Genomic DNA, 15389 nt, shown 5'->3' on the forward strand with positions numbered 1-15389 from the left:
TGGTACGCTTCGGTCATGAGCCTGAGCTTCCACACCTTCGACCCCGCCACCCGCGGGTTGGACGCCGCACCCGGATCCGTCGAGGCCTACCCCGGCGGCGACGTCGCCGTCCGTCGCCTCGAGCACGTTGCCGGTAGCTGTCGCCCCGTCGCCTGGAACACCGGTGGCGCACTGGATTTCGCCGCACTGGCGCAGTGGGCCGCCTTTCACGAGGGTGCGCGCCCGGTCCTGGTGATGCCGTATCTGCCGTCGGCGCGGGGCGATCACGATGCGACCTACGACGCGCAGGGTGTCGCGCGGCTGACCGCCGCGACCGGGGTCCGTGACGTGATCGCCGCCGACCCGCACTCAGCCGCCTGGGCCGCGGCCGCCTCGGCCCACGGGACCACGGTCCACTCCATCGGCGCGGCCGAGCTCATCGCGGCTTCTCCGCTCGCCGAGATCGCCTGGGTCGGTGTGATCGCGCCCGACAAGGGCGCCGTGGATCGCGCCGGCGCGGTCGCGGACCTGCTCGATGTTCCGCTGCTGACCGCAGGCAAGGTGCGTGACCCGAAGACCGGGGCCCTGTCCGGCTTCACCGCGCCCGACGGTCTGAAAGCCGGCCGGTACCTGCTCGTCGACGACATCTGTGACGGCGGAGGCACTTTCGCCGGTCTGGCCGAAGCGATCCAGGTGACCGAGCCGGCCACCCAACTGCACCTGTGGGTGACACACGGTCTGTTCACCGGACGGTGGCGCGAGAACCTGTTGCCCCACTTCGAATCGATCACTGCCGCGAACACCAGCCCCGGCGTCGATCCGGATGCCCTGCCGGACGAAGTCCGTTCGGTGCCGCTGATCGGCCACGTCGTGTCCCTGCTCGCCGAAGAGGAGAACTGATCATGAGTTTCGACCCCCGCAACTACGCCCGCACCACCGTGGATGCGCTGACCGTGTTGATGGAGACCGACGCGTACAAGCTCGATCACCGCAGGCAGTACCCGGACCGCACCGAGTTCGTGTACTCCAACCTGACCGCCCGCGGCAGCCGGGTTCCTGGCGTCGACTGGACCGTGTTCTTCGGGCTGCAGGCGTATCTGAGTGATCTGGCGGCCCGTTGGCAGGCCTTCTTCGACGCCGACATCGACGAGGTGTGCCGGGCGTACGAGGAGCGTGTCACCGACATCCTGGGTCCGAACGATGTTGGCTCCGAGCACATTCGCGAGCTGTACGGATACGGCCGGCTGCCGCTGCGGTTCCGGGCGCTGCCCGAGGGGACTGTCACCGCGCTGGGCATCCCGTACTTGACGGTGGAGAACACCGATCCGAGGTTCTTCTGGCTGACCAACTACATCGAGACCGACCTGTCGGCCGCGTTGTGGCAGCCGATCACCTCGGCCACCACGGCCTGGCGCAACCGGTGCCTGCTCGACGAGCGCGCGGCGGCCTCGGGTGCCGACACGGCGGCGGTCAACTGGCAGGGCCACGATTTCTCGGCCCGCGGCATGGCCGGCATGGGAGCGGCGTCGGTCAGCGGTGCCGCGCACCTGTTGAGCTTCACCGGAACCGACTCGTTGTCGTCGCTGGGCTGGATCGACCGGTTCTATCCCGGATCGCCCGAGGGGACCGTGCTGGGCGGTTCCGTCCCGGCCACCGAGCACTCGGTGATGACCGCGAACGGGCCGGAGGGGGAGCTGGCCACCTTCGAGCGGCTGTTGAACCTGTACCCGTCGGGGATCGTCTCGGTGGTCAGCGACAGCTGGGATCTCTGGCAGGTGATGACGCAGTTCCTGCCCGCGCTCAAGGACACGATCATGGCGCGCGACGGAAAGCTGGTGATCCGACCCGATTCCGGCGATCCCGAGCTGATCCTGTGCGGCGATCCGCAGGCCCCGGCCGGCAGCCCGCAGCGCAAGGGCGTGGTGAATCTGCTGGCCGAGATATTCGGAACCACCGAGAATGCCGCGGGTTATCGCGCGCTGGATCCGCACGTCGGCGTGATCTACGGCGACTCGATCAACTTCGAGCGAGCCGACGCGATCACCGCGAACTTGATGCGGCGGGGTTACGTCTCGACGGTCCCGGTCTTCGGATTCGGTTCATACACATACCAATTCGTCACCAGAGATACCTTCTCGCTGGCGGTCAAGGCGACGTGGGTGCAGGTCGGCGGGCAGGGCCGCGACATCTTCAAGGACCCGGTCACCGATTCGGGCACCAAGCGTTCGGCGCGCGGCCGGCTGGCGGTGCTGGGCGGCATGGACGGCTCACTGGCGCTGATGCAGCAGGCCACCGCCGAGCAGGAGGCCAATTCACGGCTTCGGACGGTCTTCGAGGACGGAAAGTTCGTCGGCGCCGCCACGTTCGCCGGGGTCCGCGCTGAGCTCCGCGCCAGCTGGGCACGGTTCCTGGCCGCGAAGGCCCGACGGGAGGACGCGGCATGACAGAGTTGGATCGTGCTCGCCGAACCCGCAGACGATCAGCGCACGTGGCTGTCGGTGGACCTGGTGGCGATCACCGACGATGCCGACGACCCGGCCCTGGTGCTGTACCGCCGGGAACGTGATCCGCACGCCGGGCAGCTGTCGCTGCCCGGTGCGGTGATGGACCCGGCCCGGGGGCAGACGGTCGCGCAGACAGCCACCTGGATCGCCGCCGAGCGAGCGCACGCCCAGGTGCTCACCGGGACCGAACCGTTCCCGATCACCGTGGTCTCCGATCCGGGCCGCGACGAACGCGGTCACACCGTGTCCCTGGTGTGCCTGACTCGGGTGCACACCCCTGCGTCCGATGCGGGCGCGGTGCTGGTTCGGGCCCAGGATCCGATTCCGGCGACGTTGCCGTTCGGCCACGGTCCGATGCTCGCCGCGGCCGCAGGCCGGGCGTTCGACGGGTTGTTCACCGACGGTGCGGTGGCGCATGCGCTGGTGTCGGCCGACCCCGAGCACGGGATCACCGGGGCCGGGTTGTGGTCCACCCTGCGGCTGCTGCACCACCTGGCCGGGTGGGATCCGGAGCAGGCGCCCACCGCCGAGGCCGTGCGCCGGCGCCGGTCCCGGACCACGGTGCTGGCGCCGGGCGGCAAGGTGGCCGCGGTGACCAGGCCCGAGACGGTCTATGTGAGTAGGGCGCCACATCCGCCAGATCGGTAACATCGACCCCATTGGCAACGACAATCACAAGTGTCGCAGCTGTCGGGGGTGAGATGCGTAACTACCTGCGGGTTCTGGTCGTGGCGCTGCTGTGTGCCCTGGCGCTGACCGCCGGTCCGGTCAGCGCGCAGGCCGCACCGGCAGTGGCCGGCAAGGACTTCACCAAGCCCGCCATCGTCATCCTCGGCTATGGACTGAAGCCCGACGGCTCGATGCGAGCCATCCTCTATCACCGCACGCTCACCGGCCTCGCGATCGCGCAGGCGTTTCCGCAGGCTCCCGTCATCGTCACCGGCGGCAACCCGCAGAACGGTCAGACCGAGGCCGCGCAGATGCGCAATCTGCTTGTCATGCTTGGCCTTCCGGCCGGCCGCATCATCGTGGAGGACCGGGCGAACAGCACCGTGCAGAACGCGCAGTTCTCGGTTCCGCTGGCGAAAAAGGCGGGGGCCACCGGCATCATCGTGGTGACGTCCTCGACGCATCAGGGTCGCGCCGACCAGAACTTCGCCGATGCCGGCGGCACTGTGCTGGCCACGGTGAGCTTCCCTGACGGCAATCCGTCGGTGAACATCGCCCAATTCGTGCGCGATGTGCTGAGTCCTTTGACGCCGATCGGCTGACCGGCGGGGTTACGCTGCCGGAATGGGCAGGATCGTCGTGGGTGTTCTCGCGCTGGCGGTGGTGCTCGCGCCGGCTGCCACCGCTGAACCGGCAGCCCTCGACCCGACCGGTAATCGTTCGGGCGGGCCGGTTCCCACGGTCAACGGGGTACCGTGCGTCGGCGGCAATCTCGGCGTGTGTCTGAGTTTTCGGCAGAACCGGCCACCGGCCGCCAACCCTGGCTCGCGATCGAGCGTCGGACACAGCCCCACCGTGCGCCGCTGATGACCACTACCATGACAGCCCGAGATGAACAGTCCCACCACGTCGGTTGAGGCCGACAAGAGCGCGTTCCGGTCGCGCCTGCTCGACGCCATGGTCCAATCGATCGTCGAGGACGGCTACCAGAACACCACGGTCGCCGACATCGTGCGGCGTGCCAAGACGTCGCGCCGCACGTTCTACGAACACTTCGGCAGCCGCGAGGAGTGCTTTGTGGCGTTGCTGACCAGTATCAATTCCAAACATGTGCGTGAGATCGCCGGGGCGGTGGACCAGCAGGTGCCATGGCGGACGCAGGTCCGGCAGGCGGTCGAGGCGTGGATCGCCTCGTATCAGGCCCACCCCGAGTTGATGCTGGCCTGGATCCGCGACATGCCGACGTTGGGTACGGCGGCGCGGGAGTTGCAGCGCGAGTCGATGGAGAAGTTCGTCGCCATGGTTCAGGCCATGACGAACACCGAGGTGTTCCGCTCGGCCGGAGTCGCGATCTCCCGGCGCCGGACCATCATGATGCTGGGTGGGTTGCGTGAGCTCACCGCGATCACCGTGGAAAGCGGCGGGCAGGTCGGCGAGATCACCGAGGACGCAGTGATCGCCTGCACCGCGTTGCTGGAACCCCGGGCCTGACGGCGCGAAAACTCGCTCTTGCCCTCGCTGGTACCGAGCAGTACCGTACCTCGGTACATCGCGGTACCACTGGTCGCGGTGTGAGCACCCACGAATCGTCGAGCAGGTGAGCGGATGAGCGAACAGGCAATGGCCGACGTCGGACGCGGAGTCCAGTTGTGTTACGAGCAGTTCGGTGATCCCGGCGGTCCGCCGGTCGTGCTGATCGCGGGTCTCGGGCAGCAGCTGCACTCCTGGCCCGACGGTCTGGTCACCGGCCTGGCCGACCGTGGCTACCGGGTCACCCGGTTCGACAACCGCGATGTCGGGCGATCCACCCACATGCGGTACCGGGCGCCGGGCCCGCTCGCGATCCTGCGCGGCGGCAACCACGCCGACCAGTACCGCCTCGGCGACATGGCCCGCGACACCGTGGGCCTGCTGGACGTCCTCGGCCACGACCGCGTGCATCTGGTCGGGGTGTCGATGGGCGGCATGATCGCCCAGACCGTCGCGGCCCATCATCCGGGCCGGGACGCGACACTGACGTCGATCATGTCGAACACGGGTGCGCCGCGAATCGGCAGGCCGGCTCCCTCGACCTGGTGGCGGCTGGCTACCGCGAAACCACCGCGCTCGCGTGCCGAAGCGATGGACGCCGACGTGAAGATGTTCCGCCACATCGGCTCTCACGGGTACCCGTTCGACGAGGCCTGGGTCCGGGAGAAGGCCGGCATCGACTGGGATCGCGATCCCAGGCCAGCCGGGGTGGCGCGGCAGCTGGCCGGGATCTTCGCCTCGGGGGACCGCACCGCCGAATTGCGCCGGATCGACGTGCCCACCCTGGTGATCCACGGCGACCGTGACCGCATGGTGCACCCGAGTGGAGGTGCCGCCACGGCGCGGGCCATCCCCGGTGCCCGGCTGGAAACCATCGTCGGCATGGGCCACGACCTGCCTGCCGGGGCATGGGGCGGACTACTCGACCTGGTCGGTGACCACATCGCGAGCGCCACCGCTCGCCACATCGAACCCGAGGAGCAGCAGTGAGCAAGCGCCGCACCATCAGCGGTCACACCGTGGTCATCACCGGTGCCGCATCGGGCATCGGGCGTGCGTTGGCGCACCGGCTGTCGAAGCATTCGTGTCCGGTGGCCATCGCCGACGTCGACGACGTCGGCTTGAAGGAAACCGCGGCCGGGCTCCCCGGCCCGGTGCTGACCAGGATGCTCGACGTGCGGGATGCCGAAGCCCAGCGCGATTTCGCCTGTGAGGTGCGGGATTGGGCGCCGCAGCCGATCGGCGCGGTGTTCAACAACGCCGGTGTCGCGGTGTCCTCCAGCGTGCTGGACACCGTGCCCGAGGACGACAACTGGCTGTGGGACATCAACTTTCACGGTGTCGTCAACGGCACAAGGGCGTTCCTGCCGATCCTGGTCGAGCAGGACGCAGGAGCCATCGTGAACACCTCAAGCGTGTTCGGATTGGTCGGGATGCCGAACCAAAGTGCCTACTGTTCCGCCAAGTTCGCGGTGCGCGGGTTCACCGACTCCCTGCGCCAGGAACTCCGCGGCACGGGAGTGGCGGCGATCAACGTCCACCCCGGCGGCATCAACACCAACATCGTTCGCAATGCCCGGTTCCGCAAGGATCCCGAAGGCCGCGGCCGCGATCACGACCAGATGGTCGAGGAGTTCGCCGCGATCACCATGACCCAACCCGACAAGGCCGCCGAGGTCATCCACCGCGGGGTCGAGGCGGGCAAGGCCCGGATTCTGATCGGCCCGGACGCGTACGCGTTCGACATACTGGCCCGCATCGCGCCCACCCGCTACTACGACGTGCTGGGGTGGGCCCAATCCCGGCTGCGGAGCCGCGCCGAGGCCCAGTCGGCGCGCTGACGCGCGGGCCGTTGCCTCAGCCGACCGCGACCGCCGCCTGTTGGTGACGGCGCTGGCGCTCGATGGTGGCGAAGTAGAAGGCGAAGGCGAACGCGAAGCTGGTGAACAGGCTCGACACGAAGAACAGCCACGGGTGCCGGATGCCGCGTCGCATCCCGTCGATGATCGTGAACAGCGGCAGCAGAACGACATTGGCGATCGTGTAGTCAGCGCTGGCCGAGCCTGCCGCGGGGTTGGTGTACCCGAGCGCGATGAACTCGGCCCAGCTGCCCGGCCCCCAGATCGGGTTGCCGTCCGGTTGCGCGTATTGCGCGACGAACTGCATGTTGAAGTACCAGCAGATGGGAATCGAGGCGAGGCCGACGACGTAGAAGGCCAACTCGACGCGTGACAGCGCCGGCCCGGGTGGGCGCGAGAAGATGTGTGGGTTGAGACGGATCACGAGCGCGACGACGGTCACGCCCAGAATTGCATGAACGATGAGCGACACCATGGCGTGAGCACACTCGCGTTCCCAAGTTTTGTCAATATTGACATTTCTGCGCTGCGGGGATCGTGCCCCCGGTGCGGTAATTTCACTGCCATGGCCAGGCACGCCCAGACCGCGCGCAGTGAGCGCACTCGTGAGGCGCTGCGCCAGGCCGCATTGGTGCGGTTCCTCGCCCAGGGTGTCGAGGACACCTCGGCCGAGCAGATCGCCGCGGACGCCGGCGTGTCCCTGCGGACCTTCTACCGGCACTTCACCTCGAAACATGATCTGTTGTTCGCCGATTACGACGCGGGCCTGCACTGGTTTCGGGCCGCGCTGGCCGAGCGTCCGCCGACCGAATCGATCCTCGACTCGGTGCAGTCCGCAGTCCTGGCATTCCCGTACGACGTCGACGCGGTGACCAAGATCGCCGGCATGCGCGCGGTCGAGCTCGACCCCGACCGGATCGTGCGGCACATCCGCCAGGTCGAATCCGATTTCGCCGATGCTGTGGCCGAACTGCTGGTGGCGCGCCGGGGTCAGGCGCCGCAGGGGGATGACCGGCTGCGGATCGTGGTGACGGCCAGGTCTGTGGCGGCCGCGGTGTTCGGCGCCATGGAGTTGTGGATGGTCGGCGACGAGGCGGGGGAGCGTTCACTGCCCGAACTCGCGCGGATGTGCCGGACCGCTCTGGAGGCGTTGCGAACCGGGCTGGATTGACGACCGGGGGCAACCGGGGCGGTCGATGTTTTGTCATTATTGACAAAACATCGACCTCGGTGTCAGCCTCGATCGATGGCGGACTACGACGCGATCGTGATCGGCGCCGGGCACAACGGGCTGGCCGCTGCGGCCCTGTTGGCGCGGGCGGGAATGCGCACCCTGTGCCTGGAGGCCAAGCGTTACGCCGGCGGCATGGCCTCGACGGTGGAGCTGTTCGACGGCTACCGGTTCGAGATCGCCGGGTCGCTGCAGTTCCCCACCTCGGCGGTGGTCAGCACCGAACTCGGGCTGGACACGCTGCCGACCGTGGACCTGGAGGTCATGTCCGTCTCACTGCGCGGAATCGGTGACCCGCCGGTCGTCTATTACGCCGACCCGATGAAGATGCTGGCGCACCTGGGTGAGGTCCACGGCGCCGACGCAGTCGCAGGGATGGCCGGGCTGATGGCCTGGAGTCTTGCCCCCACACGGGCGCTGGGCCGATTCGACGCGGGGCGACCACCTCGCACGCTCGACGAGATGTATGCCTGTGCGGCAACAGAATCCGAGCGCGCCGCGATCGACGACCTGCTGTTCGGATCGGTCAGCGAGGTTCTCGACCGTTACCTGCCGGACCGGGACAAACACGGTGCGTTGCGCGGCATGCTGGCCTTCCTGGCGGTCAACACCACCTACCGCGGGCCCGAGACGCCGGGCAGTGCCGCCGCCCTCGCGTACGGACTGGCGGTGCCCGACGAGAACGCCATGCTGATGAAGAAACTGGTAGGCGGAATCGGAGCGCTGACCGAACATCTGCACACCATGCTCACCGATGCCGGTGGTGAGTTGCGGTTGCGCAGTAGCGTCGACCGGATATCGGTCGACGGTGGCCGCATCACCGGGGTGCGACTGGCTGACGGCACGGCCATCACCGCACCCGTCGTGGTGTCGGCGATCGCCCCGGACACCACGATCACCACGCTGATCGATCCCGAGGCGCTGCCCGCCGAGGTGCGTGAGCGGTTCACCCACATCGACCACCGCGGCAGCTACCTGCAGATGCATTTCGCTCTCGACGGAGCCCCCACCTTCGAGGCTCCCTACGAAATGCTCAACGACCCTGAAATGCAGGCTGCGATCGGCCTTTTCAGCACTCCGGAGGAACTGCAGCAGCAGTGGCAGGATGCCCGCCACGGAATCGTGCCTGCCGATCCTGCGATCGCGTTCCAGATCCCGTCGGCTCACGATCCGACGCTGGCCCCGCAAGGCAAACACGCGGCCTCGGCGTTCGCGCTGTGGTTCCCGGTCGAGGAGTCCGCCTCCGGGTACGGCGAGATGAAGGAAGAGATGGGCCGGCGCGTCATCGAGAAGATCACCCGGTTGGCGCCCGATTTCGAGCGCAGGATCATCCGCCACACCACGTTCACGCCCCGACACATGGGAACCATGTTCGGCGCACCGGGCGGCGACTACTGTCACGGCCTGATACATCCTGAACAGATGGGGCCCAACCGACCCGGACCGAAAGGGTATGTCGGTCAGCCGATTCCCATCGACGGGCTGTATCTGGGCAGCGCTGGATGTCACGGCGGCCCGGGAATCACCTTCATCCCCGGCTACAACGCCGCCAGGGCGGTGCTGGGCGACTAGCGATTGTTCAGCTGGTCAACCCAGTCCTTGGGCACGTGCCCCTTCGGTCCGGGCGCCGGCTGATCTTTCGGATGATGTTGTGGCGGCGCAAGCTCGGGCCCGTCGTAGTACTGGTTGGTCTCGAAGTTCCAGAACCAGTCCTCGCCCGGCTCGAACGAGCGGATGATCGGATGGCCGGTCTCGCGCCAATGCGCCGACGCGTGACGGGCCAACGAATCATCGCAGCACCCGATGTGTCCGCATGCGGCGCAGCGCCGCAGATGCACCCACCAGCCTCCCGCCGCGGTGCACTCCGCGCATCCGGTTCCGCTGGGCCGAGCAGTGGGATCGACGGCATTGCTCATATCCGCGAGCGTAGCCCGAGTAATCTCGCCCGCATGGCAACCAGCGATTCCCGTGAAGTAGTCATCGAGGCGACCCCGCAGGAGATTCTTGACGTCGTCGCCGATGTCGAGGCGACGCCGAGCTGGTCCCCGCAGTACCAGCGTGCCGAGATCCTCGAGACTTTCGACGACGGTCGGCCCAAGCAGGTGAAGATGACGGTCAAGGCCGCGGGTCTGACCGACGAGCAGGTGATCGAGTACACCTGGAGCGAGAACAAGGTCAGCTGGACGCTCGTCCGCGCCGGTCAGCTCAAGGCCCAGGATGCCGGCTACACACTGATTCCGGAGGGCGACAAGACCCGGGTCCGCTTCGACATCACGATCGATCTGGCGGTGCCGCTGCCCGGTTTCATCCTCAAGCGCGCGATGAAAGGTGGCGTCGACACCGCGACCGAGGGCCTGCGCAAGCAGGTGCTCAAGGTCAAGAAGGGCTGAGCTGACCCACAGCGCCTGCGCTCCGTCTCAGCCGGGCTGATTGGTGCGCACGTCGAAGATGAAATGCTGGCCCTCGTCGAAGGATCCGTCAGGGCGCCTGCGTCGATAGAGCAGGTCGACCTTCGTGAACCGCAGGCTCACCGTCTCGGTGTAGGGCTCTGCTTCGGTGCCGTTCTGGGTGACGGCTGCGATCGTCACATCGCTGAGCTTGACCGTCAGATAGTCCTGTTGGTTCTGGCCTGCCTTGCGGTGACTGATCGTCGCCTGGGGGAGATGGCGTCCGGTGGCACAGGTGAGCAACAGCGCGGGGGTGGCGCTGTCGACGGTGTGGACGATCAGCAGATCCTGAAACGTCGGCTTGCCCGCACCGCCGCCACCACCCGGGGCGGCGGACCCGCTGTGGGCGACACCCCAGGAGAACGACACCACGTCGATCTCGTCCGGATGCCTGGCATCGGTCGATTCACCTTTGATGTCACCGATTTTCGCGAAGATTTCTGTGGACATCGGATGTCTCCCTGTGAGGTCGGCGATTTCAACTGCCATCTCAACCTGCAGGGTGCTGAGGTGGATAGAGTAATGGCCTACTCGATTCCGATGCCCCGGCCCGCCGGGACTAGCTCGAGTTGGCGTCCGAGGCGGACTGCGCCAGTTCGGTCAGCAGGGGCGGGATGTCCATCCGGCCCAACATCACCTCGACGAACACCATGCGGTCGGGAGTGGCCGCCGCCGTCGTCAGTGCGTCGTCGAGTTCGCCGTAGGTGCTGACCCGGAAGGTGAGCGCATCGGGGACGCCCAGCGCCGCGGGAAGCTCGGTCCAGCGCCATCCGGTGATGTCGTTGTATTCGGCTGTGACACCGTGGATTGCGCGTTCCACGGTGTAGCCGTCGTTGTTGACCACCACGACGACGGGCGCCAGGCCCGCACGGCCGAAGGCGCCCAACTCCTGGATGGTGAGCTGCGCGGCACCGTCACCGATGAGCAGCACCGTGCGCCGGTCCCGGTCGGCCAGCCCGGCGCCGAGCGCGGCGGGCAGCGTGTAGCCGATCGAGCCCCACAGGGGCTGGCCGATGAAGGTCACGCCGGAGGCCAGCCGGTGCCCGGCCATCCCGTAGAACGACGTGCCCTGATCGGCCAGCACCACGTTGCCCGGGGTCAGGGCTTCGGAAAGCCTGTCCCACAGCGCTTCCTGGGTCAGGGCCGTATCGCGCGCCGGTGGGTCGGCATGCGTCCGGCCGGGCAGCGCAGGCAGTGCAGGTGAGCTGATGCCGCGTTCGGTGAGGATCGCGGTGACGGCGTCGAGCGCGGCCGACATGTCCAGTGGGGCGAACACCTGCCCGGACACCACACTCTGGTTGACGCCGATGTCGATGGTGCGGGTCGGGTCGATGTGCTGACTGAAGAATCCGCTGACCATGTCGGTGAACAACACCCCCGCGGTCACGAGCACGGGAGCGTCCTCGATCGCTTCGCGCACCGAATCCTCGCTTGCCGCACCGGCATAGATGCCCAGATAGTTCGGTGAGCTCTCGTCGACCAGGCTCTTGCCCCACATCAACGTCGCGTGGCCGACGGTGTCGGCCGCCAGCAGTGCACTGAGTTCGTCGACGCAGCCAAGCCGGTGCACCAGGAAATCGGCGAGGACGGTCAGCCGATGGTCACCGATCAACTCGGCGGCTGCCGCGGTGAACATGGACAGGGCTCGCGGACTCGTGCCGCCGGTGTAGCGGGGCAGTGGTGCGGCGGGAGGTTCGGTGGGGAACCGGGCGACATCGGTGGCGATCAACAGGTAGCCGGGCCGCTTCTGCTCACGCACCTCCGAGAGCACCCGGTCGATCTCCCGGGTCGCCGTCGCGGGCGCGAGATTGGCCTGTGCACAGGTGATCTCACGGCTGATCCGCAGGAAGTGGTCGAAGTCGCCGTCGCCGAGGGTGTGATGCACGATGCGTCGGGAAGCCTGGGAGTCCTTGGACGGCGCGCCGACGATGTGGACCACCGGCACGTGTTCGGCGTAACTGCCCGCGATCGCGTTGGCGGCCGACAGTTCACCGACCCCGAAAGTGGTGACCAGAGCGGCCATGCCGCGCAGGCGGCCGTAGCCGTCGGCCGCGTAGCCGGCGTTGAGTTCGTTGGCGCCGCCGATCCAGTTCATCTGCGGGTGGGCCAGGACGTGGTCGAGGAACTCCAGCTGATAATCGCCGGGCACGCCGAATACCTCGGTCACCCCGAGTTCTGCGAGGCGGTCCAGCAGATAGTCACCGACGGTGTAGAGGTTTTCGGCCATCCCCTAGTGTGCCTCGCATGACCAACACCGGACCGCTCGCCGGAGTGCGAGTTATCGAACTCGGCGGCATCGGCCCCGGGCCGCACGCCGCGATGATGCTGTCGGACCTGGGTGCCGATGTGGTGCGGGTGCGGCGACCGGGTGGCCTGACCATGCCCGCCGAGAACGTCGACCTGCTGCACCGTGGCAAGCGCATCGTCGACCTCGATGTGAAGAACGAGCCCGGCAAGCTGCTCGAGCTGGTCGCCAAGGCCGATGTTCTGCTGGACTGTTTCCGGCCCGGCACCTGTGAGCGCCTCGGCATCGGCCCGGCCGATTGCGAGGCCGTCAACCCGCGGTTGGTCTTCGCCCGGATCACCGGCTGGGGCCAGGACGGGCCGCTGGCCACCACGGCCGGCCACGACATCAACTACCTGTCGCAGACCGGCGCGCTCTCGGCGATCGGTTACCGCGACCGCCCGCCGGTGGCGCCGCTGAATCTCGTCGCCGATTTCGGTGGCGGTTCGATGCTGGTCGTCATCGGTATCGTCACCGCGCTGTACGAGCGGGAGCGCTCCGGTAAGGGCCAGGTCATCGATGCCGCGATGGTCGACGGAGTCAGCATGTTGTCGCAGATGATGTGGACCATGCGGGCCACCGGCTCGTTGCGCGACGAGCGCGAATCGTTCCTGCTCGACGGCGGTGCCCCCTACTACCGGACCTACGAGACCTCCGACGGAGGCCACATGGCGGTCGGGTCCATCGAGCCGCAGTTCTTCGCGCAGTTGGTGGCGGGTCTCGGCCTGGACGCGGGCGAGATCCCCGGACAGTTCGAGCTCGCGCGCTACGACGAGATGCGGGAGATCTTCACCGCGCGGTTCGCCACCAAGACCCGCGACGAGTGGACGGCGATCTTCGCCGGGACCGACGCCTGCGTGACACCGGTGCTCACCTGGGGTGAGGCCGCCGAGAGCGAGCACCTGCTGGACCGGTCGACACTGATCACCGTCGACGGCGTCGCGCAGGCCGCCCCGGCTCCCCGGTTCTCCCGGACTTCACCGGGAAAGCCCGGTCAGCCGCCGCAGTCGAGTACCGATATCGGCGACATCGGCTGGACCTGATTGCCAATTGGAGACTTTGGTCCCTGGCGAAGGGGACGCGCAGCAGCCACGATGAAGGTGTGACTTCCTCGAACGCACCCGTAGTGGTTGGAATCGACGGCAGTGATGGCGCGCTCGACGCGGCCCGGTGGGCCGGCGCGGTCGCCGAGCGGTTCGGCGCGCCGTTGCGCATCGTGCACGCGCTGCCGTCGGTCGGCCGCAATCTGACCCAGACCGCGGCCGCGTTCACCGCGGCGATGATGTCCTATCAGCGCGATATGGCCGAGGCGTTCCTCAAGGCCGCCGACGAAGCCGTGCGTGGCGATCACCCCGAGCTCTCGGTGTCCACGGTGTCGTTCAACGAACCTGCCGACCAGGTGCTGATCGACGCCAGCGCCGACGCACGTCTCGTCGTCCTCGGCGGTAAGAAGGTGACCCCGGCCGCGGCGCTGCTGCTCGGGTCGACGGCGTTGTCCGTGGCGACCCGGGCGGCCTGCCCGGTGGTCGCCTTCCGCGGTGACAAGGTGGCGCCGGGGGATGGGCCCGTGGTCGTGGGGGTCGACGACAGCCCTGCCGCGCAGGCCGCGCTGGACACAGCCTTCGAATTCGCCGATCGGTTCGGTCTCGCGGTCTACGCCGTGCGGTCGTTGTCGTTGGCCGCCCCGGCCGACACCGGTGTGACCATCCCGCTGCTGATCGACTGGGACGGCGTGGAGTCCGCGGAGCTGGCCGACCTGACCGAGACCGTCGATGTCCACAACAAAAACCATCCCGGCGTCGACGCGAAGTGTTTCATCGAGCCGGACTCGCCCGGCAAGGCGTTGCTGAAGCACGTAGCCGACTCGGGGCTCGTGGTGGTCGGGTCGCGGGGCCGCAACGCATTGGCCGGTGTGTTGCTCGGTTCGACCAGCCTGAACCTGCTGCACCACAGCCCGGTGCCGGTGATGATCTGCCGTGCTGAGCCACAAGGAGATTCGCATGAGTGAACACGACGTCCGCCACGGCATCGTCGTCGGCGTCGATGGGTCGCCCGCGTCGGACGCCGCGGTGGCCTGGGCGGCTCACGACGCCGTGTCGAGGGGTGTCGGACTCACCCTGGTGCACGCGCTCCCGGGCGCTGCGTCACCGGTCTGGTTGGATGTCGCGTTGCCGCAGGACTATTGGGACCATCAGGATCAGCGCGGCCAGGAGATCCTCGACGCCGCGCGCGGGGTCGCGGTCAAGGCCATCGCCGGCCACCAGGAACCCCGGATCATCGCGAAGGCGGTCCCCGGGCATGCGGTGGCCACGTTGATCGAGTACTCACGCAATGCCGACCTGGTGGTCGTGGGTTCGCGCGGCCTGAGCAAATGGGGACGCCGGCTGCTCGGATCGGTCAGCTCGAGCGTCGCCGCGCATGCGCACGGGGCGGTCGCGGTGATCCCGGAGAACGAACCGCCGAACGGTCCGGTGGTGGTCGGGGTCGACGGGTCACGTGCCTCCGAATTCGCCACCGAGATCGCCTTCGACGAGGCCTCACGTCGCGGTGTGGAGCTCGTGGTGGTGCACACCTGGTCCGATCTGAACTTCGAGTTCCCCGACGTGAAGTGGGAAGACCTGAGCGCAGAGGCTGAGCGTGCACTGGCCGAGCAGCTGGCCGGCTGGTGCGAGCGGTATCCCGACGTCGTGGTGCGACGCGTGGTGATGCCCGACAAGCCGGCTCGGCAATTGCTGTCCCAGGCCGAAACCGCGCAGCTGGTGGTGGTCGGCAACCGTGGCCGCGGTGGATTCACCGGACTGCTGCTCGGCTCGGTCAGCTCCGCGGTGGTCCATTCCTCCACGGCACCGGTGATCGTCGCCCGGCAGCCCAGCTGATCGGCCCGCG

Annotated in this window: 18 protein-coding genes; 14 read left to right on the forward strand and 4 right to left on the reverse strand. The window is 67.8% G+C overall.

Annotation, left to right across the window (positions count from 1 at the left end):
* Positions 1 to 15: 15 nt before the first annotated feature.
* The 8 genes from ACNQR1_RS07270 to ACNQR1_RS07305 all read left to right on the forward strand — a co-directional run bounded on the left by ACNQR1_RS07270 (position 16) and on the right by ACNQR1_RS07305 (position 6523).
* Positions 16 to 879 (forward strand): phosphoribosyltransferase family protein, encoded by an 864-nt coding sequence (locus tag ACNQR1_RS07270; RefSeq protein ID WP_418045104.1) that lies wholly within the window; start codon positions 16 to 18, stop codon positions 877 to 879.
* 2 nt (positions 880 to 881) lie between these two features.
* Positions 882 to 2423 (forward strand): nicotinate phosphoribosyltransferase, encoded by a 1542-nt coding sequence (locus ACNQR1_RS07275; protein WP_418045106.1) that lies wholly within the window; start codon positions 882 to 884, stop codon positions 2421 to 2423.
* Between the two features lie 12 nt (positions 2424 to 2435).
* Entirely contained in the window at positions 2436 to 3131 is a 696-nt protein-coding gene (locus ACNQR1_RS07280; RefSeq protein WP_418045108.1) for a hypothetical protein, read from the forward strand.
* A gap of 53 nt (positions 3132 to 3184) precedes the next feature.
* Positions 3185 to 3754 carry a YdcF family protein gene (locus tag ACNQR1_RS07285; protein ID WP_418050307.1) on the forward strand — a complete coding sequence of 190 codons (570 nt, stop codon included), beginning with the start codon at positions 3185 to 3187 and terminating at the stop codon, positions 3752 to 3754.
* 22 nt (positions 3755 to 3776) lie between these two features.
* Positions 3777 to 4019, forward strand: a complete 243-nt coding sequence (locus tag ACNQR1_RS07290; RefSeq protein ID WP_418045110.1) for a hypothetical protein — start codon at positions 3777 to 3779, stop codon at positions 4017 to 4019.
* A 24-nt stretch (positions 4020 to 4043) separates the two neighbouring features.
* The gene (locus ACNQR1_RS07295) at positions 4044 to 4643 is read left to right on the forward strand and encodes a TetR/AcrR family transcriptional regulator (protein ID WP_418045112.1); all 600 of its coding nucleotides are present in this window, start codon (positions 4044 to 4046) and stop codon (positions 4641 to 4643) included.
* 114 nt (positions 4644 to 4757) lie between these two features.
* The gene (locus tag ACNQR1_RS07300; protein WP_418045114.1) at positions 4758 to 5672 is read left to right on the forward strand and encodes an alpha/beta fold hydrolase; all 915 of its coding nucleotides are present in this window, start codon (positions 4758 to 4760) and stop codon (positions 5670 to 5672) included.
* Positions 5669 to 6523 carry an SDR family NAD(P)-dependent oxidoreductase gene (locus ACNQR1_RS07305; RefSeq protein WP_418045116.1) on the forward strand — a complete coding sequence of 285 codons (855 nt, stop codon included), beginning with the start codon at positions 5669 to 5671 and terminating at the stop codon, positions 6521 to 6523. Before ACNQR1_RS07300 ends, ACNQR1_RS07305 begins: the two co-directional genes overlap by 4 nt.
* Before the next feature lie 16 nt (positions 6524 to 6539).
* On the opposite strand, the gene ACNQR1_RS07310 is transcribed toward ACNQR1_RS07305, so the two are convergent.
* On the reverse strand, positions 6540 to 7016 hold the full coding sequence (locus ACNQR1_RS07310) for a DUF2834 domain-containing protein (RefSeq protein WP_418045118.1): 477 nt from the start codon (positions 7014 to 7016) through the stop codon (positions 6540 to 6542).
* A gap of 90 nt (positions 7017 to 7106) precedes the next feature.
* On the opposite strand from ACNQR1_RS07310, the gene ACNQR1_RS07315 reads away from it, so the two are divergent.
* The gene (locus tag ACNQR1_RS07315) at positions 7107 to 7712 is read left to right on the forward strand and encodes a TetR/AcrR family transcriptional regulator (RefSeq protein WP_418045120.1); all 606 of its coding nucleotides are present in this window, start codon (positions 7107 to 7109) and stop codon (positions 7710 to 7712) included.
* Positions 7713 to 7787: 75 nt separating this feature from the next.
* Entirely contained in the window at positions 7788 to 9344 is a 1557-nt protein-coding gene (locus tag ACNQR1_RS07320; protein WP_418045122.1) for a phytoene desaturase family protein, read from the forward strand.
* On the opposite strand, the gene ACNQR1_RS07325 is transcribed toward ACNQR1_RS07320, so the two are convergent.
* Entirely contained in the window at positions 9341 to 9688 is a 348-nt protein-coding gene (locus ACNQR1_RS07325) for a UBP-type zinc finger domain-containing protein (protein ID WP_418045124.1), read from the reverse strand. The two genes, ACNQR1_RS07320 and ACNQR1_RS07325, sit on opposite strands and share 4 nt — an antisense overlap.
* Positions 9689 to 9721: 33 nt before the next feature.
* On the opposite strand from ACNQR1_RS07325, the gene ACNQR1_RS07330 reads away from it, so the two are divergent.
* Positions 9722 to 10162 (forward strand): SRPBCC family protein, encoded by a 441-nt coding sequence (locus tag ACNQR1_RS07330; RefSeq protein WP_418045126.1) that lies wholly within the window; start codon positions 9722 to 9724, stop codon positions 10160 to 10162.
* A gap of 27 nt (positions 10163 to 10189) precedes the next feature.
* Here ACNQR1_RS07330 and ACNQR1_RS07335 read toward each other — a convergent pair whose 3' ends face one another.
* Both ACNQR1_RS07335 and ACNQR1_RS07340 read right to left on the reverse strand, forming a co-directional pair.
* The gene (locus ACNQR1_RS07335; protein ID WP_418045128.1) at positions 10190 to 10669 is read right to left on the reverse strand and encodes an Hcp family type VI secretion system effector; all 480 of its coding nucleotides are present in this window, start codon (positions 10667 to 10669) and stop codon (positions 10190 to 10192) included.
* Between the two features lie 109 nt (positions 10670 to 10778).
* A complete protein-coding gene (locus ACNQR1_RS07340) occupies positions 10779 to 12446 on the reverse strand; it encodes an alpha-keto acid decarboxylase family protein (protein WP_418045130.1) in 1668 nt (555 codons plus the stop codon).
* 17 nt (positions 12447 to 12463) lie between these two features.
* Between ACNQR1_RS07340 and ACNQR1_RS07345 the strand changes: the two genes are divergently transcribed.
* Genes ACNQR1_RS07345 through ACNQR1_RS07355 form a run of 3 tightly spaced genes read left to right on the forward strand, consistent with a single transcriptional unit; the run spans position 12464 to position 15379 of the window.
* Positions 12464 to 13546 carry a CaiB/BaiF CoA transferase family protein gene (locus ACNQR1_RS07345; protein WP_418045132.1) on the forward strand — a complete coding sequence of 361 codons (1083 nt, stop codon included), beginning with the start codon at positions 12464 to 12466 and terminating at the stop codon, positions 13544 to 13546.
* Positions 13547 to 13605: 59 nt separating this feature from the next.
* The gene (locus tag ACNQR1_RS07350; RefSeq protein WP_418045134.1) at positions 13606 to 14511 is read left to right on the forward strand and encodes a universal stress protein; all 906 of its coding nucleotides are present in this window, start codon (positions 13606 to 13608) and stop codon (positions 14509 to 14511) included.
* Positions 14504 to 15379 carry a universal stress protein gene (locus ACNQR1_RS07355; protein WP_418045136.1) on the forward strand — a complete coding sequence of 292 codons (876 nt, stop codon included), beginning with the start codon at positions 14504 to 14506 and terminating at the stop codon, positions 15377 to 15379. Before ACNQR1_RS07350 ends, ACNQR1_RS07355 begins: the two co-directional genes overlap by 8 nt.
* Positions 15380 to 15389: the final 10 nt, after the last annotated feature.

Source organism: Mycobacterium sp. 48b (genome assembly GCF_048282725.1).
Lineage (GTDB): Bacteria > Actinomycetota > Actinomycetes > Mycobacteriales > Mycobacteriaceae > Mycobacterium.

Coding starts and splice junctions, on each gene's coding strand:
- ACNQR1_RS07270 (WP_418045104.1), top strand. CDS start 16: ATGAGCCTGAGCTTCCACACCTTCGACCCCGCCACCCGCGGGTTGGAC.
- ACNQR1_RS07275 (WP_418045106.1), top strand. CDS start 882: ATGAGTTTCGACCCCCGCAACTACGCCCGCACCACCGTGGATGCGCTG.
- ACNQR1_RS07285 (WP_418050307.1), top strand. CDS start 3,185: ATGCGTAACTACCTGCGGGTTCTGGTCGTGGCGCTGCTGTGTGCCCTG.
- ACNQR1_RS07290 (WP_418045110.1), top strand. CDS start 3,777: ATGGGCAGGATCGTCGTGGGTGTTCTCGCGCTGGCGGTGGTGCTCGCG.
- ACNQR1_RS07295 (WP_418045112.1), top strand. CDS start 4,044: ATGAACAGTCCCACCACGTCGGTTGAGGCCGACAAGAGCGCGTTCCGG.
- ACNQR1_RS07300 (WP_418045114.1), top strand. CDS start 4,758: ATGAGCGAACAGGCAATGGCCGACGTCGGACGCGGAGTCCAGTTGTGT.
- ACNQR1_RS07310 (WP_418045118.1), bottom strand. CDS start 7,016: ATGGTGTCGCTCATCGTTCATGCAATTCTGGGCGTGACCGTCGTCGCG.
- ACNQR1_RS07315 (WP_418045120.1), top strand. CDS start 7,107: ATGGCCAGGCACGCCCAGACCGCGCGCAGTGAGCGCACTCGTGAGGCG.
- ACNQR1_RS07320 (WP_418045122.1), top strand. CDS start 7,788: ATGGCGGACTACGACGCGATCGTGATCGGCGCCGGGCACAACGGGCTG.
- ACNQR1_RS07325 (WP_418045124.1), bottom strand. CDS start 9,688: ATGAGCAATGCCGTCGATCCCACTGCTCGGCCCAGCGGAACCGGATGC.
- ACNQR1_RS07330 (WP_418045126.1), top strand. CDS start 9,722: ATGGCAACCAGCGATTCCCGTGAAGTAGTCATCGAGGCGACCCCGCAG.
- ACNQR1_RS07335 (WP_418045128.1), bottom strand. CDS start 10,669: ATGTCCACAGAAATCTTCGCGAAAATCGGTGACATCAAAGGTGAATCG.
- ACNQR1_RS07340 (WP_418045130.1), bottom strand. CDS start 12,446: ATGGCCGAAAACCTCTACACCGTCGGTGACTATCTGCTGGACCGCCTC.
- ACNQR1_RS07345 (WP_418045132.1), top strand. CDS start 12,464: ATGACCAACACCGGACCGCTCGCCGGAGTGCGAGTTATCGAACTCGGC.
- ACNQR1_RS07355 (WP_418045136.1), top strand. CDS start 14,504: ATGAGTGAACACGACGTCCGCCACGGCATCGTCGTCGGCGTCGATGGG.